The organism is Flavobacterium sp. SM15, assembly GCF_022012335.1.
Taxonomy (GTDB): Bacteria; Bacteroidota; Bacteroidia; order Flavobacteriales; family Flavobacteriaceae; genus Flavobacterium.
This window is the reverse complement of record NZ_JAKLTO010000001.1, coordinates 527,455-548,807: the sequence shown is the minus strand read 5'-3', so window position 1 is coordinate 548,807 and position 21,353 is coordinate 527,455. Positions and strand designations below refer to the sequence as shown.

The window sequence follows — 21,353 nt, the reverse complement described above, 5'->3', positions numbered from 1 at the left end:
AAAGCCCTGAAATTTTCAGGGCTTTTTTATTATTAGGTTATCACAATTATAGATTAAAGAGCAATTGACCACTCAAAATCCCTACATGCCCGCTGAAGGCACTGTTATTATTTTTTACTTTCAGTTCGTCTTTTTTGTTTAAGTGGTTTAAAATGTTATTCATCCCGTACTGATAGTTTACCAAAAACCGCACACGACGGTTTCCAGCGGATAGTCCAACATAAATATTTCCGTTGATTTTATTGATATCGGTGATTTCTTTAGCGGTAAGACCTTGACTGTTTACAAGATTGTTCTCGTATTTTTTATCGATTTTGAATTTGTCGTTTACCATTAAAACCGGGCCAAAATCCAGGGAAACATGGTCTTTTACCACATTATAACTCAACAATAAACGGATTTGAGCACCCATTAGTTTGTACTTCACTTCTTCTTTTTTCAGTAAAGGCGAAACCGTCTCAACCGAAAAATTGTTTTCCGAAAACAACATGCCGAAGATCATACTGAAGTTGTTGTAATAATTTCCTCGAACCTGCAATCCGGCGCCCCATCCCAGTTCGGGTTTGGTGTTAAAATCGGAAGTCATTAGGTTGGTTTGGGTAACGCCTCCTAAAATTCCGATGCGGTTCCCGTCGCGGTAGCCGTATTGGGCAAACAAGCATCCCGAACCTAGTAAAAGGGTTATAATCAGTAATTTTTTCATGGTGGTATTTTGTAAATTTTGAGCAAATGTAAACTTATTTCTGAGAATTTTGTAACCTTTTTTAACACTATACGTATAATCTTATAAAATCATTAAACTATTCATTATGGTAGCTTTTCCAATTTTAGTGGTAATCGGACTGTTCCTTTTATTCGCTTCTTTTTTCACAGTGAAACAACAAACTGCGGTAATTGTAGAACGATTTGGTCGTTTCAACAGCATCCGACAATCCGGTTTGCAGATGAAAATTCCGGTTTTTGATCGTATTGCCGGGCGTGTCAACTTAAGAATTCAGCAGTTGGACGTTATCATTGAGACCAAAACCAAAGACAACGTATTTGTTAAAATGAAAGTTTCGGTACAGTTTAAAGTATTACAGGAAAAAGTGTACGACGCTTTTTATAAATTGGAGTTCCCACACGATCAGATTACTTCCTATGTATTTGATGTGGTGCGCGCCGAAGTTCCAAAGCTAATTTTAGACGATGTTTTCGAACGTAAAGACGATATTGCTATTGCCGTTAAACGCGAATTGAACGAAGCGATGACTACTTACGGGTATGAAATCATCAATACGCTGGTAACCGATATTGATCCGGACATTCAGGTAAAAAACGCGATGAATCGTATCAACGCAGCCGACCGTGAAAAAACTGCCGCCGAATACGAAGCAGAAGCACAACGTATTCGAATCGTAGCTAAAGCCAAAGCCGAAGCAGAAAGCAAACGTTTACAAGGACAGGGTATTGCCGATCAGCGTCGTGAAATTGCACGCGGTTTGGTAGAATCGGTAAACCAATTGAACGAAGTAGGGATTAATTCTCAGGAAGCATCGGCTTTAATTGTGGTTACTCAGCATTACGATACGTTACAAGCTGTAGGTGCCGATACCAATTCGAACCTGATTTTATTACCGAATTCACCACAAGCCGCCAGCGACATGCTCAACAACATGGTAGTGTCTTTTGCAGCGAGTAATCAAGTGGGGGAAGCGATGAAAAACGCTCCTAAACGCCTTAAGAAAAAAGACGATCATACTTCAACAGATTTCAATCCATCGGATCCGGCATAAGGAAATAACAACAAAAAAGAGGTCGTTTACGACCTCTTTTTTTATTTCAGCAACCGGCGAAGAAGCAAGGGAATTACTATTTTTTGGAGTAAATCGTATTTATTTACTATTGAGCCGACGTTACCTAAAACGTTCTGTATCATGCTTCCCGGTGTTAAATTTTCTATGGTTTTTTCTACCGAAAGTGATAGTTTTTCATAAGCAATATCCCTTTGGAGCTTTAGAATTTCCAAATCCCTATCCACTTGTTCGTATGAAGAATACATTTTAAAGTTCATAGTCGTCAGTCGTTAAAAAATACAGTTGAGAATTTCTTTAGTATGCTAGTTTCTGCAATTTTGTCTTTCAGTAGATATACAAATAAAACAAAGACAAAATAGATTCCTCCAACGATTAAAAACCCTAGCGACACATTTCCATAATAATCCCCTAAATATAAAGCCAATGCTATGGAAATGAACACTAAAGCCATTAAAAAGAAAACCGCCATCAAAAGCATTTTAAAGAGTATTACCGTTGCTTTTGTGGCTATTTTAAACCCTAAAAGTTTATAATATGCAGCGGTACTTTCGATTGCTGCTTTAACATTCTCCTGGATTTCTTCAGCGTTCTCTTTTAGTTTTTCCAAAGGCATGGTTAATTTTTAGCAGTAGTTGCCTGATGTTTTAATTCGGCTAGCTTTTTCTCCAAAGTTGCAATTACTTCTTCTCTTTTGGAATGAGTGTGGGAGAGTAAATCTTCAAATTCCGATTCGATATCGTGTTTTCTTCGGGAAAATTTACTTTTGATAGTTTCCGCCATTTCACCCAATCGTTCTTTTTCGTGGTCGAAACCGTCTTTGATTTTTTTTCGGGTTGCCGAACCTTTATCCGGAGCAAACAAAATTCCTAGTCCTGCTCCAACTGCCGCACCTGCTAAAAGTGCCAGCAATGTTTTTTCTGTGTTGCTTGCCATGATTTTATTTTTTTGGATTAATAATTATAAACTTACGAATTCAAAAAACGTTGTCCCGTTAATTTCTAGTTAATAAAACCCTTAAAAATCTTAAAATTCATTTTAAAGCGATTTAACAAACAATTTTTGACACAAACACAAGATTGGGTTGCTTAAAAAAATAAATAAAACCAAAGCAAAATATTAAACCCAATATTAATATATAAAATCTATATTTTCTTATAAAAACATAAATTTTATTTATAATTAAAAAACCCACAAAAATTGTGGGCTTAAAAACCAATTTTTAAAATGAATGGACAGGCATTATTTTTTTACGATTTTTTGTACCGCTATTTTATTTGTATCCGAGCTTAGTTCTAAAATATAAATTCCAGCAGGTAATTTTTCGGTATTGATCAATGCATCGTTTAGGTTTAATGAAATCGTTCTTCCGGTCACGTCAATTGCTTTTGCCCTTGTAATGGTTTCAGAACTTTTGATGGTAATAAAATTTGTTGCCGGATTGGGATACAAAGAGAAATCAAAACCCGAAAAATCATTCATTGATAAAGCAGTGGTTTGCCCGGCATTAATACTTTGGTTGGCACTATCATTGTAGGCATAACTTTTTACCTGGATTACCCCAGCGTTTACATTTACCAATATCCATCCATAATAGCGGTTAGTTCCAATTTTAAACGTGGTTCCTACATAAGAATCGCCATTAGGAAAGGTTTCGTTTGGATTTGCCCAAGGCGCATTGATAAAAGCATCCCCCTGTCCATCAAAAGTTGAGGAAGAATTAATCGGCGTATTTAAGGATAAGGATTTAATGATGTCCCAACCGTGACCGCTTGCTAACGTTCCGGTTCCATAAAAATTTACCGAATTCGAATTATAGTACACACTAACACTTCCGTCTTCATCAAAGAACGTGAATTCAGTAGTACCGTCGCTATTAAAATCGAAATTTAAAGAATTTCCATTGCTGAAAGTAAAATCGGCAATATCCCTTACAACTATATTTGAAAAAGTAAGCGTGAAGGTGAGTAAAGATAAAATAAGCATAAATTTTTTCATATGTGATTTTTTTAGTTAGTCTGCCAAATGTAGCACTAAGTGCACCAAACCATAAAAAAATACACTACTCAAAAACTACTCAGGTATTGTAAATCAATAGCTTATAAATTATGAAGTACCTCGTAAAGGTTATCGTTCGAATCCAGCTTCAATTTTTTTCGGATTCTATAACGGTCGTTTTCGATGCTTCTTACCGATAAATTCAGGATAGCCGCCATGTCTTTGTTTTTTAAATTCAGGTAAATTAAAACGCAAATTTTTCGTTCTACTTCCTTTAGTTCCGGATATTTTTTTTCGAGTTTATAGGTAAATTGCGCATCAACCTGATTGAACAAATCGTCTTTGGTGTCGTTGATCAGTTTAAAATTCTGAAGCTCAAAAATCAGTTTTGTAAGTTCATTTTTGGTTTCAGAATCGCTTATTTTGGCTTTAATCTGTTTTAAATTATTTCCAAAACGCACGATAAAGTCATTGTTTTTAAGGATGTTCAAAACCATTTTGTCTGTTTTGGTCTGGCTGAATTCCAGTCTGTCTTCGGTTTGAAGAATGGTTTGGCTTAGTTTTTTTACTTTTTTTCGTTGCCTTTTGATCAGATAAAACAATAAAAATAAAAAGGCGATTACTAATAATATCAGAGAAGCAATCTTGATTCTAGCCACAATTTTCTCGTTTTGAAGCAAGATTATTTTCTGTTCTTTTAGCTGTAAATCTAACTTTTGACTCTGGAGTTTATTGCGCACTTCAATGTTTTCAATCTGTATTGCCTGTTGTGAATTATCGGCACGTTCTTTAAAGTTCTGATGCAATTGCAGATTTTCATATGCTTCCTTAAATTGAGATTTCCCTTTGTTTATTTGGGAATACAAGAGGTATAAACTGGCTTTGAATTCATTGCTGCTGTTTTTTTTCAGCAACATTTCACTTTTTTGATTGTAGAACAAAGCGCGGTCATAGCGTTTTAAACCGATGTAACTTTCAGCCAGATTTTGGTAGACCAAAATTTTCAATTTATCCTTTTTTCCGAATTCGATTAAAGAAAGTGTTTTCAGATAATACTCAATGGCCAGTTGAGTATTGGACGATTCCAGGTAAATATTTCCAAGAGATAAAAGACTTGTTGCCTTGATTACACTATCGGATTGTTTGTCCTGAATGATTTCGGTTAACGATGCAATGGCGCGTTGTTTTTGCCCAGTTTTTAAAGCAACAAGCGCCATATTTCCCTTGGCCCGAATAACTCCGTTAGCTTCTTTTATCTTTTGAAATGCTGCTTTGGATTCCGTATAAAAACGAATACTTTCTTTATAGTTGCCTAATCGAAACTGGATGTTCCCCAAATCCTCGGTAATTAGCCCTATTTCATGAAAAAGTTTGTTTTTTTTAGCCAGATTTAAAGCCTTAATGAAGTAATCGTAAGCTTTATCATAAACTTCCAGTGTATTATAGGTTTCGCCTAAAACGGAACATGCTTTAGCCTTGTTTTTTTCATCTTTGGAACTAAGGATTAACCGCTCAAGATTTAAAATTGCTTTTGAATTGTGTTGGTTGTTTTTTACTTCATTTATTGTTTTTTCCAAGTTATTTTGCTGTGCAGATGCAACGGAAAAAAAGAACAAGAGAAGCCAAAAAAAGGTGCATTTTGTCATCTGGGTGGGGCGATTTGGATGTCAAAAATAAACAAAAAACCCACCGGTTAGTGGGCTTTTATATGTTAAAATGTATTAGTGAACTAGATCATTTCAGAAAGTAATTTTAAAACCACTTCGTTTTTTTCCGAGGTTTTCATTTCGGAAAGTTGGGTTTTGAATTGTTCGAAATGCGCAACATCGTTTTTCAAATTCTGAAGTACTTCCAATCGAACAAACGGCGACTCACTTTTCAAGGACATATTGTATAATTTGTGAAGCGTTTCAGATTCCACATCCGAAACTTTGATGCTCTCAGAATATTTTAGCAACCAGTTAGAGAATAATAAAGATGCTTTATTATTGGCAATATTTTTTTTCAAAGAATTTTGCAACAAGCTGTAATTGGCAATGGTTTTGATGTTTTCACCAATGGTTTTTTCAATAGCTGCTCGTTCTTCATCAGTAGTTACCTTGAAGTATTTGTTGATTTCCTTTAAGGAATTGTTGATGGTATTCTCTTCTTTTTTACCTTTTTCTTCCCAAGAATCTTTTAAATCTACGGTTTTGTTGAACACTAGATTTTCCGGTGTACTGTCACGGTCTACACAGAAATAACCAACACGTTGAAACTGGAAGCTCTCCCCTTCTTTAGCGGTTGTTAAGCTTGGCTCCACAAATCCGGTAACGGTTTTCAAGGAGTTCGGGTTTACAAAATCCAGGAAGTTTTTATCCTTGTGGGTATCAGGTGATTCGTCGATAAACAAACGGTCGTACAAACGAATTTCCGCTTTAGCCGCATGTGCTACAGATACCCAATGAATGGTTCCGGCTACTTTACGGTTGCTGGCTTCACTTCCGCTTCCGCTTCGGCTGTCGTCGTCGTAAGTCGCGTGAATTTCTGTTATTTTCCCGTCCGCATCTTTAATAACACTTTCTCCTTTAATGATGTACGCATTTTTTAAACGAACTTCTTTACCTAAGGTCAATCGGAAAAACTTGTTGCTTGCCTCCTCTAAAAAGTCTTCTCTTTCAATATATAATTCTTTAGAAAAAGGCACTTGACGGTAGGTCATCACTTCTTCTTCCGGATTGTTTTCCGCTTCCATCCATTCGGTTTTTCCTTCCGGATAGTTAGTAATTACCAGTTTAACCGGATCTACCACAGCCATTACACGTGGTGCTATTTTATTCAAATCCTCACGAACACAGAATTCCAACAAGGAAACATCGATTAAGTTATCACGCTTAGCAATACCGATGGTTTCCGCGAAATTACGAATCGACATCGGGGTATAACCACGGCGACGCATACCGGAAATGGTGCTCATACGCGGATCGTCCCAACCGTTCACATGCCCTTCCTGAACCAATTGCAGTAATTTACGTTTTGAAACTACCGTATGCGATAAATTTCTTCTGGCAAATTCACGTTGTTTCGGACGTACTTTATTGCTGTCGTAAATATTGTCCAAAAACCAGTCGTACAATTCACGGTGCGGTAAAAATTCCAGCGTACAGAACGAGTGCGAAATCTGTTCTAAATAATCGCTTTCTCCGTGTGCCCAGTCGTACATTGGGTAAATGCACCAGTTGTCCCCGGTTCTGTGGTGGTGTTTGTGTAAAATACGATACATGATCGGGTCACGCATTAGCATGTTGGTCGAAGCCATGTCGATTTTAGCACGTAAAATATGGGTTCCTTCTTCGAATTCGCCGTTTTTCATGCGCTCGAATAAGTCTAAATTTTCTTCTACCGAACGGTTGCGGTACGGACTATCGGTTCCGGCTTGGGTAGGCGTTCCTTTTTGCTCAGCCATTGCTTCTGAAGTTTGACTGTCTACATAAGCCTTCCCTTTTTTGATCAGCTCAACGGTCCAGTCGTACAACTGTTGGAAATAATCCGATGCGTAACATTCTTCCGCCCATTTAAATCCTAACCACTCCACATCGCGTTTGATCGCATCTACATATTCCTGCTCTTCTTTAGCCGGGTTGGTATCGTCAAAACGTAAATTTACAGGCGCGTTGTAATCAATTCCCAAACCGAAATTAAGGCAAATCGCACTGGCATGACCTACGTGCAGATAGCCATTGGGTTCCGGTGGAAAGCGAAAACGCAATTTATCTTGGGACAAACCATTTTTTAAATCCTCTTCAATGATTTGTTCTATAAAATTCAATGATTTTTCTTTCGTTGACATAGATTTTATGTAATTTTAGCAAAGATAAGTTTAATTAGTCAATTTGAAAATTTTGAAGATTTGAAAAATGACTGCTAACAATAACTATGGGAATTATTAAATTAAAAAACATTCGAACCTTTTCCTTTCACGGGTGTTTGGTGGAGGAAAGCAAAATAGGTTCGGATTATACGGTTGATCTTGAAATAAAAACCGATTTGCGCAAGCCTTCTTTTTCCGATGAATTAGCCGATACCGTGGATTATGTTCATTTAAACCGAATTGTAGTGGAAGAAATGGCCATCCGTTCCAAACTTTTAGAGCACGTGGCACAGCGAATTATTGCCCGCACCTTTAAAGAACTTCCCGAGGTATCGCGAATTATTGTAAGCGTTTCGAAAATCAATCCGCCTATAGGTGGTGATGTTGAAGCAGTTACTGTTCAAATGGAAGAATACCGCAGTTAATTTGGCTTTTCCGATTTGGAATTTGAAATTTATTATTATATTTGCCGTCCATAACCATGGCATCGTGTCCGAGTGGCTAGGAAGCGGTCTGCAAAACCGTCTACCCCGGTTCGAATCCGGGCGATGCCTCCAAAAGAGCTCTCTTTTTAAGAGGGCTTTTTTTATGGGGTATTAGCAAATCTTTACCCTAAATCTAGCTTAAGGTTAAAAACTCTTTTTTCTGGCATAAGATTAATATAAAGTTGATTTTAGCTAAACGTCTTTTTCTTACATCACCAGTAGTTTTGTATCACATACAATAAACTACTAACCATGAAGAAAACAGTACTTTTCGCTTTAAGCATGTTAAGCTTTGGCGCATTGCAGGCTCAAATTACTTTGGAAAGCACGCATGAAAACCTAAACTCAGCCACTATAGGTGTTTTTCAGGGAATCACTTTCCGTGAAGGTGGATTTTCCGCTATGCAATACATCCCAAACACAAACGGAACCGAATTTTGGATCGTGACCGACCGTGGGGTAAATATCGATGCAGCAAATGCCAATACATCAGCCACAACTTCGGCACAATATCCTACAGGTTGTGTACCAACCTATGATAAGATTTATGCTTTTCCATCGTATGCCCCTAAAATTATGCGTATCAAAATTGTTGGGAATGAAGTGCAAATTTTACAAACCATTACTTTAAAGCGACCTAATGGAACCGAGGTTTCCGGGCTTATCAACCCAACCGGTTTTGGAAGTACGGCAGCAGAAGTTGCTTCTACCAGTGTAGTTACCGATTGTGCTGATTTTGATGCCAATACCGCAGCTAAAGATGTTTGGGGGATTGACTCGGAAGGATTGGATATTGACAGCGAAGGAAATTTCTGGATTTGTGAAGAAGGAGGGCCAACGATCTGGAAAGTTAACCCCAACGGAGTGGTTTTAAAGCGCTATACTCCTTACAGTTTGCAATATCCTGAAGACGTAGCGATTGATCCGGCTTTTGCTTTTCGTAGAAATAACCGTGGTTTTGAAGGATTGACCATTACGCCCAACGGAAAAATTTACGCCATCATTCAAAGCCCGATGTACTATAAAAATATGAGTGGAACAGCAGGAAGCGGGACGTTAGGGAATTCCCGAATCCATAGAATTTTGGAAATTGACCCAGCAACCAATACTACGCAGATGTTTGCTTATGTAAATGAAGGACCGATTGGAACTTCCTCAGACATTCGTCCAAGAGATTTAAAAATCGGGGATTTGAAAGCCATCAACAACACTACCTTTTTGGTAATCGAACAAGGAGCGCGTGGAGTTCAAAACATCAAAAAACTATATCATATTGATATTGTCGGAGCTACTCCTGTAGTGAGTGGTTTGGCATACGCCAGCAATTCAAAAACTTTGGAAGAACTGGATACTCCGGCAAATTTAACCTCTAATTGGATTATCCCGGTACTTAAAACCTTGGTTTTCGATTTGCACGCCAACGGCTGGCCAACGACATTAGATAAAGCGGAAGGAATTACAATAATCGATGCCAATACCATTGCGATTTGTAACGACAACGATTACGGTCAGTTTTCAGCTTTGGAAAATGGTATTGCCGCAGAAAACAACATAAAATCGACCCTTTTCATTTACAAATTAAACGGAGCAAATGCGCTTCAGAATTATATTCCTAACAATAATGTGGTTTTAGTAACCAACGATTTAACAGGTAACAATTTGAAAATTCAAGTGCATCCGAATCCGTTTCAAAATGTGATTCATCTTGAAAATATTGAAGAACGTCCCGACTTTTCAGTAGTAGATGTTTTGGGAACGGTGGTTTTAAGAGGAAAACTTCAGTCGAACACCTTGAATCTGGAAAGTTTGAAAAGCGGAGTTTATTTCTTGCAAGTAAATGGAAAAGCAATCAAAATCGTAAAGAACTAAAGAGATTTCCCAAATCTACTCTATTCTATTAAAAGAAAAGCGTTCACCTAAATGAACGCTTTTTTTATTGTGCTTTTTCTTCAATTTTTTCCAAAGTGTCTTTCACAAACTTCTTCTCTTCCGGAAACCAGCCTTGAAGCATTAAGACCAATCCGAAGACAATCAGTAAAACACTGCTTACTTTTTTTACTTTGATGATGTTGGTAGGCGTTAATTTTCGTCTTAATTGTTTGGCTAACAATACTTTTCCGATATCGGTAACCAAATACGAACCAATTACCGCCGAAAAGAAAATCCCCATACGCGAGGCATCCATGTCCAGTTTTGGGCCGAAAGCGATAATAATGGCCAACCAGAATCCTAAAACTCCAATATTGATAAAATTCAGCAGAAACCCTTTGATGAACAAGCTGAAATAGTCCTTCTTGATCATTTCCACTACTTCCTCGTCTGGATCGATGTTTTTGTGCGCTTTTCGAAGTTTTAAAAAGGTAATTAATCCATAGGTAAACATGATAATTCCGCCAAAAATAAACAAGGCCGGATCGTCTTTAATACTTTGGATCAATCGATAACTGCTGAAATAGGCTACCGCAATAAAGAAGATATCTGCAATCACCACGCCCAAATCAAACGACATGGCCGCACGGAAACCTTTGGTAATACTGGTTTCTATGAGCACAAAAAAAACAGGGCCAATCATAAAACTAAGAAAGAACCCAAGAGGAATTCCGGTTAGGATGTCGTTAATCATTCAAAAGCTGTTATTCTTACAAAGATAAAATTTTAAATTTAATTCGTCTTTTTAGACAGATTGTGTTGACGAATGGTTCCGCCGGCAATGGTTTTTTGGTTGATTTGCTTCGGATTTCCGTAAATGGTTATACTTCCTCCAGCTCTGGTTTTAGCATCTACCAACTCAGTTGCCGTTACATCGGCTTCACCACCGGCATTAACTACTACCACAGTTTGTTCACCTTCCAGACTGCTTGCTTTTACAGTGCCTCCACCGGTAACTACGATGTCTTGATTCTGTGCTTTTCCGTTCAAACGAATCGTGGCCCCGGAGCTGGCTTTTACTATGGCTCTTTTGGTGTCTAAAGTTAATTTGATTTCAGCACCTTCTTTAGCATTGGCATTAAAATCAAGGACAGAAAGCACTGTCGGGCATGACACATAAGCTCCTTCACTGGCCTCTACTCCCTCTAGTTTTTTAAAATGGACGATGGCCGTAATTTCTTCGCCTTTAAGTAAACCTTTCAGTGGCATACGAATTTTAAGTTCTCCGTTTTTGTTGATCAGTTCTACCTCACTACTGCGGTCTCCGGAAAGTTCTACTTTGGTTTCGGTATCCTGAACCAGTTGTACGGAAATTTTATCAAACGCTTTAACCACGGTAAAATCGCCAACGTTTTTAGAGATTTTGTTTTGGGAAAAACCTGTTTGGCTAAGCAAAAACAAGGCTACAGCTATTTTTTTCATAAGTATTAAAATAAGGAATCTGAATATTTAAAATAAAAGATGATGGACAAAACCACGACAATCAAAAACTGCATGAAATTTAATAAGAGTCGGTTTGTGATGATCTTTTTCATGATTAAATCAAATAATAAAAAAGGAATGGCACACAATAAAAAAACAATTAATAAAGCACTGAAGAGTTCATGATTGGAATTCTCCGGATTATAAGTAACAATCTTAAACAGGGAATAAGCCAAAATAGCAATTCCGATACAGTTAAAAACCGAGATGTTTTTTACAATATTGTGTATAATTTTTTTCATAACGGAATCATTCGTTTCTTCTTATAAAATGGAAATCGAGTTGTTTTTTTACTAAATCGGCGTTTTTAACTTTAACGTAAACCTCATCGCCTAATTGTAAAATATTGTGGGATAGTTCACCTACCAAAGCATATTGTTTTTCATCAAACGTATAATAATCGTCTTTTATTTCACGGATGCGTACCATACCTTCACATTTGTTTTCGATGATTTCCACATAAATTCCCCATTCGGTTACTCCGGAAATCACGCCCAAAAACTCCTGGTCTTTATGATCCTGCATGTATTTCACCTGCATATATTTTACTGAATCACGCTCGGCGTTGGCAGCCATACCTTCCATTTGGGAGGAATGCACGCATTTTTCTTCATAATCTTCTTCGCTTACGCTTTTTCCACCGTCTAAATAATGCTGCAACAAACGGTGTGCCATTACATCGGGATAACGTCGGATTGGCGAAGTGAAATGGGAATAATAATCAAATGCTAATCCATAATGACCAATGTTCTCTGTTGAATAGACCGCTTTACTCATGCTTCGGATGGCTAAAGTATCGACTAAATTCTGCTCTTTTTTCCCGTTCACATCTTCCAGTAAGGTGTTCAACGATTTGGAAATACTCTCGCGCGACTTAAAGTTCAGGCTGTAACCGAATTTCGCGATTACCGTTTGCAGGTTGATTAATTTATCTTCGTTCGGCTCGTCGTGGATACGGTAGACAAAGGTTTTTTTCTGTTTACCGATGAACTCCGCCACTTTTCGATTGGCCAACAACATGAATTCCTCAATTAAGTGATTCGCATCTTTAGCTACTTTGAAGTACACACCTACCGGCTCGTCGTTGTCATCCAATTTGAACTTCACTTCTACTTTGTCAAACGAAATTGCTCCGTTAGCCATACGTTTTCTTCGCATGATTTTGGCTAATTCGTCTAATTTTAAGGTAGCTTCCACAATTGCTGAAGGAACTTGATATTCCGCACCTGTTAAAGAGATTTCAGACGGAATAACATCACCTTTCGTTTCGATGATGTGTTGCGCCTCTTCATACGCAAAACGCTGATCGGAATAAATCACGGTTCTTCCAAACCACTGGTTTAGTAATTCGGCTTTATTATTCAATTCAAAAACTGCAGAAAAGGTATATTTTTCCTCGTGCGGACGTAACGAACAAGCGAAATTACTCAGCACTTCCGGCAACATCGGCACGACTCTGTCTACCAAATACACAGAAGTGGCGCGCTTATAAGCTTCTTCTTCTAAAATAGTACCTTCTTGTACATAATGCGAAACGTCGGCAATATGGATTCCGATTTCGTAATTCCCGTTTTCTAAGACTTTGAAGGAAAGCGCATCGTCAAAATCTTTAGCATCTTTCGGGTCGATGGTAAACGTTAAAGTATCGCGCATATCACGGCGTTTGGCAATTTCTTCTGCCGTGATGGACGTATCCAGTTTTTTAGCAAAAGTTTCTACTTCAATCGGGAAATCGTACGGCAAACCGTATTCAGCCAAAATCGCATGAATCTCGGTATCGTGTTCGCCCGGTTTACCCAGAACTTTGATTACTTCTCCAAACGGGCTGTCGGCTTTTTTCGGCCAGTCCTGCATCTTTACTAAAACTACATCTCCGTTTTGTGCCTCGCCTATTTTGTCTTTAGGGATGAAGATATCGGTGTACATTTTAGCGTTGGCCGTGGTTAAAAAGGCGAAATTTTTCTGGATGTCAATTACCCCTACGAATTCGGTTTTGGCACGTTCCAGGATCTCAAGCACTTCGGCTTCGGGACGGCGGGAACTTCTTCGGTTGTAAACATAAGCCCGTACTTTGTCCCCATCCAAGGCATGGTTGAGGTTCTGGAACGGAATGAACACATCGTGTTCCAGATCCGGGCACACCAAATAACCGGTTTTGCGGCTGGTCATGTCAACAGTACCTTCATAATATTCGGTTTTGGCGATGATTTTATATTTGCCGCGTTCTACTTCCTGAATCTTCTCTTTGGAAGTCAGATAACCTAATTCTTTAATGATTTCGTTACGGCTTTTGGTGTCGTTTAATTCTAACGCTGCCGCTATTTGTTTGTAATTGAAGGTTTTATTGGGGTCTTGTGCTAAAATCTTAAAAATCTTTGCGGAAAAATCCTGTTGTTTTTTTCCGGCTTTGTGAAACTTCTTACTCATTTTTCTCTTTCTATTATTGCTGAAAATTACGAATAACAAATAACAAATCAGAATTTACGCGTTAGAATTATGGAAAAAATAACTTTCGTATCTTTAACCAAACAATTACTATGAACAATTTTGTAACTGTGGCCGTTTTCGATTATCCGCACCAAATTACCGTGCTCAAACATTTATTGGACCAAGCCGAAATCGAGTATTTCTTTGAAAATGAAACCATGATGAACATCGTCCCGATGTATTCGCAGGCTTTAGGAGGTATTAAATTAAAAGTGCATCGCGAAGATGTGGAAGCAGCTAAAGAAATTGTTAAAAAATTGAGCGACGATTCGAATTTGAAAATCGTTTGAATTACCTTTGCAGCAAACAAAAACAACACAACTACCATGATTATTTCAATCGGAAACGACCACGCCGGACCAGATTACAAAGCGGCGATTGTAAAACATTTAGAAGAAAAAGGACATACGGTACTTAACCACGGAACCGATACGTTTGACAGTGTGGATTACCCCGATTTCGGTCACGCAGTAGCCACTGATGTGGAAACCGGTAAAGCCAATTTCGGCATCATCATCTGCGGAAGCGGTAACGGGATTGCCATCACGGCCAACAAACATCAAGGCGTTCGCGCAGCACTTTGTTGGATTAATGAGATTGCGGCTTTGGCGCGTCAGCACAACGATGCGAACATTATCAGTATTCCGGCGCGTTACACCAACATCAAACAAGCAGTGGAAATGGTGGAAACGTTTTTAACCACAGATTTTGAAGGCGGCAGACATGCCACACGAGTAAACAAAATTGCCTGTCAATAACCCAAAATATACCTAATCCGATTTTTAAAAAGAATCGGATTTTTTTTCCAATATTTTAAGCTATGGAGCACACGCACAACCATCGTATTCACAAACACAATGTGGAGGGCAAGAACCTCATCATCTCGATTTTCCTTAACGCGGTCATTACCTTGGCGCAGGTGGTAGGAGGAATTGTCTCAGGAAGTTTGGCCCTGATTTCCGATGCGTTGCACAACTTCAGCGATGTGCTGTCTTTGGTTTTCAGTTATGTGGCTCATAAATTGTCCCGAAGAAAGGCTTCTATTAATCAAACTTTTGGCTTAAAGCGTGCCGAATTGATTGCTGCCTTTGTCAATGCGTTTACCTTGGTACTTGTAGCAATTTATTTGGTTTATGAAGCGGTGATGCGTTTTTTCGAACCTAAGGAAATTGCTTCCGATACAGTAATTTGGCTTGCGTTGTTAGGAATTGTAGCCAACGGAATTTCGGTATTGGTATTGAAAAAAGATGCCGATCATAACCTGAACATGAAATCGGCGTATTTGCATTTACTGACCGATATGATGGCTTCGGTGGCGGTTTTGGTGGGTGGTTTACTGATGAAGTATTTCCAGATTTACTGGATTGACAGCGTCATGACCTTAATCATCGCGATTTATCTTATCATCGTTGGAACCGATTTACTGGTAAAATCTACCAAAATGCTTATGCTTTTCACACCAGAACACATCGATATTAAAGAAATTGTGCGTGAAGTGCATAAAATTCCCGGCATCAATAAATTGCACCACATCCATGTTTGGCATTTAAACGAAGAAGAACTGCACTTGGAAGCCCACTTGGATTGTTCGGAAGACATTCGTATGACTGATTTCAATATTTTGTTGCATGAAGTAGAGGAAGTGCTGTATGAGAAATTCGGCATTAACCACGTGAACATCCAGCCCGAATTCAGTAAGGAAGATCCGAAAGACTTTATTGTGCAGGATTAATTTCTGAAATAAAAATACAAACCAATTAACTGTATAACTACAATTCCAAAGAAGAGTAAAAGATAACTTTTCTTGGCCGTTTTGTGCCGAAACAAAAGCATCGCAAGTCCTGCACCAACACTTCCACCGAGAAGCGCTAATCCTAGCAAACTTCGTTCGGGAATGCGTCTTTTTTGGCGGGTCGCCAGAAGTTTGTCGGTTCCATTAGCCAGAAACGCAATGCAATTGATAACCAGAAGATAAACGAAAAGTGGCTGCATAAACGGTAAAATTCACTTCAAAGATACTATTTTAGCAGTCTTATTTTCATTTGAATTTTTATGACTGCCATTGAATTTATCCTGAAGTTCGTCCCAACGGCTTCCAAAAATATAGAGGCTACCTTACAATTATTAGCCGAAGACTGTACGATTCCTTTCATCGCCCGTTACCGTAAGGACAAAACCGGTAATCTGGATGAGGTGCAAATCGAAAACATTGCCAAGTACCACAAACAATACCAGGAAATCGTTAAACGAAAAGAAAGCATTTTAAAATCGATAGAAGAACAAAATGCGTTAACTCCGGAATTGAAGATTAAAATTGAAAACAGTTTCGACTTACAGGAGCTGGAAGATTTGTATTTGCCCTATAAAAAGAAAAAGAAAACCAAAGCCGATACCGCCCGCGAAAACGGATTGGAACCTTTAGCCAAGATCATCATGGCCCAAAATTCGGACGATGTGGAATATTTGGCTTCGAAATACCTCAACGACAAGGTGGCTAATGAAGACGAAGCGCTGCAAGGTGCCCGAGACATCATCGCGGAATGGATCAACGAGAACATCTTTATCCGTAGAAATCTTCGTCGTATGTTCCAGCGTAAAGCTGTGATTGCAACCAAAGTAGTCAAAGCAAAAAAGGAGGAGGAAGGTGCCAAAAAGTTCGAGCAGTATTTCGATTGGAGCGAACCGGTTGCCAAAGCGCCGGCCCATAGATTGTTAGCGATGCTCCGCGCGGAAAACGAAGGGTTTATCAAACTTTCCGTTGAGGTGGAAAAAGAAGAAGCACTTGGTTTTATCGAAGAGAACATCATCAAAAACAAGAACGAAACGGCTGACCAATTGCGTTTAGCGATTAAAGACAGTTATAAACGCTTGTTGGAACCGGCAATTTCTAATGAAACCCTGCAGGAAGCCAAAGCCAAAGCCGATGTGAATTCCATTGGGGTTTTTGCGGCAAATTTAAGTCAGTTGTTGTTAGCTTCTCCTTTAGGGGAAAAAAGAATCCTAGCCATTGACCCGGGATTCAGAACCGGATGCAAGATTGTATGTTTAGACGAAAAAGGCGATTTGTTGTACAACGAAACTATTTTTCCGCACGCACCGCAGAACGAAACCACGATGGCGATGAAGAAAGTAAAGTCGATGGTGAACGCCTACAATATCGAGGCCATTTCCATCGGAAACGGAACGGCTTCCCGCGAAACGGAATTCTTCATCAAAAAGATAGCTTTTGACAAACCGGTGCAGGTATTTGTGGTTTCAGAAGCCGGAGCCTCAGTGTATTCTGCTTCGAAAATTGCCAGGGAAGAATTTCCGAATTACGACGTGACGGTACGAGGTGCGGTTTCCATTGGAAGACGCCTTTCCGATCCGCTGGCGGAATTGGTAAAAATTGATCCGAAATCCATCGGCGTAGGGCAGTACCAACACGATGTAGATCAGGCCAAATTAAAAGAAGAATTGGACACTACCGTGATTCGTTGCGTGAACTCGGTGGGCATCAACATTAATACTGCGAGTAAATCGCTCCTCAGTTATGTTTCCGGAATTGGAGAAAAAATGGCGGAAAACATCGTAACCTACCGCAGTGAAAACGGCCCGTTTGAAGACCGAAAACAATTGAAAAAAGTACCGCGTTTAGGAGAGAAAGCCTTTCAACAGGCGGCGGCGTTTATCCGCATCAAAGACGGAAAAAATCCGTTGGACAATTCGGCGGTGCATCCGGAAGCGTATGGTATCGTGGAAAAAATGGCTAAAGATTTAGGCATCAAAACCCATGAACTGATTGCTAATAAAGAAAAAATAACGGCTATAAAAGCTGAAAATTATGTTACAAGCGATATTGGGATTTTAACGTTGAAAGACATTTTGAAAGAGCTGGAAAAACCAGGCTTGGATCCTCGAAAAGCAGCAAAAGTATTCGAATTCGATCCGAATGTTAAAACCCTTGCCGATGTGCGTTCCGGAATGGTCTTACCCGGAATCGTGAATAACATTACCGCTTTTGGTTGTTTCGTAGATATCGGCATCAAGGAAAGCGGTTTGGTACACATTTCTCAGTTAAAAGAAGGCTTTGTTTCCGATGTGAACGAAGTAGTCAAACTCCATCAACACGTTCAGGTAAAAGTGGTTGAGGTGGATGAAAGCAGGAAGCGCATTCAGTTGACCATGATTTTATAACAATAAAAAACCCAAATTCTTAAATCGGAATTTGGGTTTTTTAATATCGTAAAAGAGCAATTATTTGTTCTCTTCGTCTTTTTTAGAGTCTGCAGGTTTGTTTTCCTCACCTTTGGCTGCGTCTTTAAATTCTTTGATTCCGGTTCCTAAACCTTTCATCAATTCTGGAATTTTTTTACCTCCAAAAAGCAAAACAATCACTACAACGATTAAAATTACTTCGGTTGCCCCTAATTTTCCCATGATTTCTTATTAATTATGTTTCTGATATTTTGATTCGATCGTATGGGGCAAAGTTATACATAAAAACAATTTTACAAGCAACTATTGTTTTGTTTTTAAAGAAACTAAGCGAAATTTAGGTTTTCTTTAACCAAATGCGCAAAACCTTTACTCGAAGTTGAAACAAACCACCGCGATATTTTTTACATTTGTGGAGCATTAGCGCCTGAAACTATGGAATGGACCACCAAATTATTGCAATTGCCTTTGTTGTGCGGGGTTGTGTTTTCAATCGCGGCAACAATCATGTATGTTTTTCCGCCCAAGAAGATCAACAATTGGTATGGGTATAGAACCTCAAGTTCGATGAAATCGGAGGAACGCTGGCAGTTTGCCCAAAGGTTTTCCAGTATTAAAATGATGGTGGGCGGTTGTTTTTTAGTGGTCGCCTCGTTTTTGGGGTTATTGATCAAAGTTGATGAAAAAACACAGCTTGTTTTAGGAACAGCCTTACCGTTACTTACGGTTTTCTATATTCTCTGGAGCACCGAGCGTTCGCTTAAAAATAAATTTCCAAATTCGTAACGAATGTCATTAAAAGCTGTATTAGCGAAGCTATTTGCAAAACGCATCCACAATAAGACCCAGCAGTGGGCACAAAACCCTGTGGCTACCCAACAAAAAGTTTTCCGAGCGTTGATTGCCGCTGCCAAAGAAACACAATTCGGTAAAGACCATCATTTTGACCGGATACAGTCTTTTGAAGAGTATGCCAATCAGGTTCCCGTTCGCGATTATGAAGACTTGCGACCGTACATTGACCGTGTGGTTAAAGGTGAAGGGGACATCCTTTGGAACGGCAAACCGATTTATTTCGCCAAAACCTCGGGAACCACTTCCGGAGCAAAATACATTCCGTTAACCAAAGAATCGATGCCCTATCATATTGAAGCGGCACGCAACGCGATTTTAAGTTACATCCATGAAACCGGAAAGGCTGATTTTGTAGACGGAAAAATGATCTTTTTACAAGGAAGTCCAATTCTCGAAGAGAAGAATGGCGTCCAGTTTGGGCGGTTGTCCGGGATTGTAGCGCATTATGTTCCGAAGTATTTGCAGAAAAACCGAATGCCGTCTTGGGAAACGAATTGCATCGAAGATTGGGAAACCAAAGTCGACGCGATCGTGGAAGAAACCTTCCACGAGAATATGGCGGTGATTTCAGGGATTCCTTCCTGGGTGCAGATGTATTTCGAAAAACTCAAAGAGAAAGGCGGTAAACCGGTGGGCGATATTTTCAAAAACTTTAACCTTTTCATTTACGGAGGTGTGAATTACGAACCGTACCGCGCCAAGTTTGAAAACCTCATCGGACGAAAAGTGGATTCGATTGAACTCTTTCCGGCTTCGGAAGGTTTTTTTGCCTATCAGGATTCCCAAAAAGAGAAAGGAATGCTTTTGCTTTTGAACTCGGGTATCTTTTACGAATTTATTAAAGCGGAAGAGTTTTTCACCGAAAATCCAAAACGCTATACCATTGGCGAAGTGGAATTGGGAGTAAATTACGTTTTGATTCTTTCCACCAACGCCGGTCTTTGGGCTTATAATATTGGTGATACTGTGCAATTTACCAGTTTGAAACCTTATCGGGTGATTGTATCGGGGAGAATCAAACATTATATTTCCGCTTTTGGGGAACACGTGATTGGGAAGGAAGTGGAAGCCGCTTTGCAAGAAGCCATGGAAGGCACAGAAGTTCGGGTGAATGAATTTACCGTTGCCCCACAAATCAATCCTGCCTATGGTTTGCCGTATCATGAATGGTTCATCGAATTTGAAAACGAGCCGAATGATTTAGAGGAATTCGCCTTAAAGATAGATGCAGCCATGCGCAAGCAAAACGTGTACTACGACGATTTAATTGTCGGGCACGTTTTAAGAACGCTCATTATTACCAAAGTAATTAAAAATGGGTTTCAGGAATATATGAAATCTATAGGAAAACTGGGCGGACAGAACAAATTGCCAAGACTTTCCAACGATCGAAAAATTGCTGATGCTTTAAGCGGAAAATAAAAATGAATTTTCAAAAAATCACAATACTGCTGTTACTCACGACTGGTTCTGCAGTAGCACAAATTAAAGGCGTTGTTAAAGACAGCCTTACCCGGCAGCCCATTCCTTATGTGAGCATTTGGGTGGAAAACGAAACCCAGGGAACCACTTCGGAAGAAGACGGTTCGTTTTACATTCATCCCAAAGGAGACAGTAAAACGCTTATTTTTTCGACTCTAGGCTATGAAAAAGTAAGGCGAAAAGGCGCTTCAACAGTAAAACCAATGGAAATCCTGCTTTCTCCAAAGAGTGTTGCGCTCAAAGAAATGGTGATTTCCAAATGGAAAGGCACCAAACACAAGGAAATTGGGGAAACCGACAACGGAATTTGTCAGGCTTTTGACAATGCGCCCAACATCGACTTAAAATACTTTCCTTATTTATCGGAATACAAGAAAACCAAATTCATCAAAAGAGTGGCCATCTATACCGATTGCCGAATTGACAATGCTTCCATCAAACTTCATTTCTACAGTGTGGGCGCGAATGGGTTTCCCGGTGAAGAACTGCTTCAGGATGATTACATCGTAACAGTTAAAAAAGGAGTAGGGAAGTCCAGTTTCAATATTTCCGAATTGGGATTGAAGATGCCCGAAAACGGAATTTATGTAGGTTTTGAAAAACTCATGATCGAAAAAAACCGAACCGACATAAGATTCTATCCTTTAGTGCTTTACAATTATGTTACTAAAGATTTCGTCTTTGTGTATTCGGGTGGAAAATGGATGAAAAAAGTGCTTCGTGAAAACGCCTCGGAAGATCCCAAAAGGGTCTATGAACCGGCAATAAATCTTACATTGACTAACTAAAAATAAA

The 21,353-nt window shown here is 39.1% G+C and carries 23 protein-coding genes and 1 tRNA gene; 11 read left to right on the top strand and 13 right to left on the bottom strand.

Annotation, left to right across the window (positions count from 1 at the left end; all coding sequences use genetic code 11):
• Nucleotides 1-46: 46 nt before the first annotated feature.
• A complete protein-coding gene (locus LZZ90_RS02625) occupies nucleotides 47-703 on the bottom strand; it encodes a PorT family protein (protein WP_237789124.1) in 657 nt (218 codons plus the stop codon).
• A 106-nt stretch (nucleotides 704-809) separates the two neighbouring features.
• Between LZZ90_RS02625 and LZZ90_RS02620 the strand changes: the two genes are divergently transcribed.
• Nucleotides 810-1,775, top strand: a complete 966-nt coding sequence (locus tag LZZ90_RS02620) for an SPFH domain-containing protein (protein ID WP_255702305.1) — start codon at nucleotides 810-812, stop codon at nucleotides 1,773-1,775.
• Between the two features lie 41 nt (nucleotides 1,776-1,816).
• On the opposite strand, the gene LZZ90_RS02615 is transcribed toward LZZ90_RS02620, so the two are convergent.
• The 6 genes from LZZ90_RS02615 to LZZ90_RS02590 all read right to left on the bottom strand — a co-directional run bounded on the left by LZZ90_RS02615 (nucleotide 1,817) and on the right by LZZ90_RS02590 (nucleotide 7,620).
• Nucleotides 1,817-2,053: a DUF6327 family protein gene (locus LZZ90_RS02615; protein ID WP_237789123.1), complete on the bottom strand. Its 237-nt coding sequence runs from the start codon at nucleotides 2,051-2,053 to the stop codon at nucleotides 1,817-1,819.
• Between the two features lie 5 nt (nucleotides 2,054-2,058).
• Complete coding sequence (locus LZZ90_RS02610; protein WP_237789122.1) at nucleotides 2,059-2,409, bottom strand: competence protein; 351 nt, start codon at nucleotides 2,407-2,409, stop codon at nucleotides 2,059-2,061.
• A gap of 2 nt (nucleotides 2,410-2,411) precedes the next feature.
• Entirely contained in the window at nucleotides 2,412-2,729 is a 318-nt protein-coding gene (locus LZZ90_RS02605) for a YtxH domain-containing protein (protein WP_237789121.1), read from the bottom strand.
• A gap of 306 nt (nucleotides 2,730-3,035) precedes the next feature.
• Nucleotides 3,036-3,791 (bottom strand): T9SS type A sorting domain-containing protein, encoded by a 756-nt coding sequence (locus LZZ90_RS02600; RefSeq protein ID WP_237789120.1) that lies wholly within the window; start codon nucleotides 3,789-3,791, stop codon nucleotides 3,036-3,038.
• Nucleotides 3,792-3,892: 101 nt separating this feature from the next.
• Nucleotides 3,893-5,368, bottom strand: a complete 1,476-nt coding sequence (locus LZZ90_RS02595; RefSeq protein WP_237789119.1) for a tetratricopeptide repeat protein — start codon at nucleotides 5,366-5,368, stop codon at nucleotides 3,893-3,895.
• Nucleotides 5,369-5,520: 152 nt separating this feature from the next.
• Nucleotides 5,521-7,620 (bottom strand): glutamine--tRNA ligase/YqeY domain fusion protein, encoded by a 2,100-nt coding sequence (locus tag LZZ90_RS02590; RefSeq protein WP_237789118.1) that lies wholly within the window; start codon nucleotides 7,618-7,620, stop codon nucleotides 5,521-5,523.
• An 86-nt stretch (nucleotides 7,621-7,706) separates the two neighbouring features.
• On the opposite strand from LZZ90_RS02590, the gene folB reads away from it, so the two are divergent.
• From folB to LZZ90_RS02575, 3 genes are all read left to right on the top strand, one after another.
• Nucleotides 7,707-8,066 (top strand): dihydroneopterin aldolase, encoded by a 360-nt coding sequence (folB, locus tag LZZ90_RS02585; protein WP_237789117.1) that lies wholly within the window; start codon nucleotides 7,707-7,709, stop codon nucleotides 8,064-8,066.
• Nucleotides 8,067-8,124: 58 nt separating this feature from the next.
• Nucleotides 8,125-8,198 (top strand) — tRNA-Cys (locus tag LZZ90_RS02580).
• Nucleotides 8,199-8,378: 180 nt separating this feature from the next.
• The gene (locus tag LZZ90_RS02575; protein ID WP_237789116.1) at nucleotides 8,379-9,995 is read left to right on the top strand and encodes an esterase-like activity of phytase family protein; all 1,617 of its coding nucleotides are present in this window, start codon (nucleotides 8,379-8,381) and stop codon (nucleotides 9,993-9,995) included.
• A 64-nt stretch (nucleotides 9,996-10,059) separates the two neighbouring features.
• Here LZZ90_RS02575 and LZZ90_RS02570 read toward each other — a convergent pair whose 3' ends face one another.
• Genes LZZ90_RS02570 through rnr form a run of 4 tightly spaced genes read right to left on the bottom strand, consistent with a single transcriptional unit; the run spans nucleotide 10,060 to nucleotide 13,964 of the window.
• Nucleotides 10,060-10,749, bottom strand: coding sequence for a LysE family translocator (locus LZZ90_RS02570; protein WP_237789115.1), 690 nt, complete (start codon nucleotides 10,747-10,749; stop codon nucleotides 10,060-10,062).
• Between the two features lie 38 nt (nucleotides 10,750-10,787).
• Complete coding sequence (locus LZZ90_RS02565) at nucleotides 10,788-11,477, bottom strand: head GIN domain-containing protein (protein WP_237789114.1); 690 nt, start codon at nucleotides 11,475-11,477, stop codon at nucleotides 10,788-10,790.
• Between the two features lie 5 nt (nucleotides 11,478-11,482).
• The gene (locus tag LZZ90_RS02560) at nucleotides 11,483-11,779 is read right to left on the bottom strand and encodes a hypothetical protein (RefSeq protein ID WP_237789113.1); all 297 of its coding nucleotides are present in this window, start codon (nucleotides 11,777-11,779) and stop codon (nucleotides 11,483-11,485) included.
• 7 nt (nucleotides 11,780-11,786) lie between these two features.
• On the bottom strand, nucleotides 11,787-13,964 hold the full coding sequence (gene rnr / locus LZZ90_RS02555; RefSeq protein ID WP_237789112.1) for a ribonuclease R: 2,178 nt from the start codon (nucleotides 13,962-13,964) through the stop codon (nucleotides 11,787-11,789).
• A 110-nt stretch (nucleotides 13,965-14,074) separates the two neighbouring features.
• On the opposite strand from rnr, the gene LZZ90_RS02550 reads away from it, so the two are divergent.
• From LZZ90_RS02550 to LZZ90_RS02540, 3 genes are all read left to right on the top strand, one after another.
• Complete coding sequence (locus LZZ90_RS02550; RefSeq protein WP_237789111.1) at nucleotides 14,075-14,314, top strand: putative signal transducing protein; 240 nt, start codon at nucleotides 14,075-14,077, stop codon at nucleotides 14,312-14,314.
• A 36-nt stretch (nucleotides 14,315-14,350) separates the two neighbouring features.
• A complete protein-coding gene (gene rpiB / locus LZZ90_RS02545; protein WP_237789110.1) occupies nucleotides 14,351-14,782 on the top strand; it encodes a ribose 5-phosphate isomerase B in 432 nt (143 codons plus the stop codon).
• Nucleotides 14,783-14,844: 62 nt separating this feature from the next.
• A complete protein-coding gene (locus LZZ90_RS02540) occupies nucleotides 14,845-15,756 on the top strand; it encodes a cation diffusion facilitator family transporter (protein WP_237789109.1) in 912 nt (303 codons plus the stop codon).
• On the opposite strand, the gene LZZ90_RS02535 is transcribed toward LZZ90_RS02540, so the two are convergent.
• Nucleotides 15,753-16,016 (bottom strand): DUF1294 domain-containing protein, encoded by a 264-nt coding sequence (locus LZZ90_RS02535; protein WP_237789108.1) that lies wholly within the window; start codon nucleotides 16,014-16,016, stop codon nucleotides 15,753-15,755. The genes LZZ90_RS02540 and LZZ90_RS02535 overlap by 4 nt on opposite strands.
• 60 nt (nucleotides 16,017-16,076) lie before the next feature.
• Between LZZ90_RS02535 and LZZ90_RS02530 the strand changes: the two genes are divergently transcribed.
• Nucleotides 16,077-18,200 (top strand): Tex family protein, encoded by a 2,124-nt coding sequence (locus tag LZZ90_RS02530; protein ID WP_237789107.1) that lies wholly within the window; start codon nucleotides 16,077-16,079, stop codon nucleotides 18,198-18,200.
• A 60-nt stretch (nucleotides 18,201-18,260) separates the two neighbouring features.
• On the opposite strand, the gene LZZ90_RS02525 is transcribed toward LZZ90_RS02530, so the two are convergent.
• Nucleotides 18,261-18,443, bottom strand: a complete 183-nt coding sequence (locus tag LZZ90_RS02525; RefSeq protein ID WP_237789106.1) for a twin-arginine translocase TatA/TatE family subunit — start codon at nucleotides 18,441-18,443, stop codon at nucleotides 18,261-18,263.
• Nucleotides 18,444-18,656: 213 nt separating this feature from the next.
• Here LZZ90_RS02525 and LZZ90_RS02520 point away from each other — a divergent pair, with 213 nt between their 5' ends.
• Genes LZZ90_RS02520 through LZZ90_RS02510 form a run of 3 tightly spaced genes read left to right on the top strand, consistent with a single transcriptional unit; the run spans nucleotide 18,657 to nucleotide 21,346 of the window.
• Nucleotides 18,657-19,007, top strand: a complete 351-nt coding sequence (locus LZZ90_RS02520; RefSeq protein ID WP_237789105.1) for an SdpI family protein — start codon at nucleotides 18,657-18,659, stop codon at nucleotides 19,005-19,007.
• A 3-nt stretch (nucleotides 19,008-19,010) separates the two neighbouring features.
• Nucleotides 19,011-20,498 carry a GH3 auxin-responsive promoter family protein gene (locus LZZ90_RS02515; protein WP_237789104.1) on the top strand — a complete coding sequence of 496 codons (1,488 nt, stop codon included), beginning with the start codon at nucleotides 19,011-19,013 and terminating at the stop codon, nucleotides 20,496-20,498.
• Between the two features lie 2 nt (nucleotides 20,499-20,500).
• On the top strand, nucleotides 20,501-21,346 hold the full coding sequence (locus tag LZZ90_RS02510) for a carboxypeptidase-like regulatory domain-containing protein (protein ID WP_237789103.1): 846 nt from the start codon (nucleotides 20,501-20,503) through the stop codon (nucleotides 21,344-21,346).
• The last annotated feature ends 7 nt before the right edge of the window (nucleotides 21,347-21,353 follow it).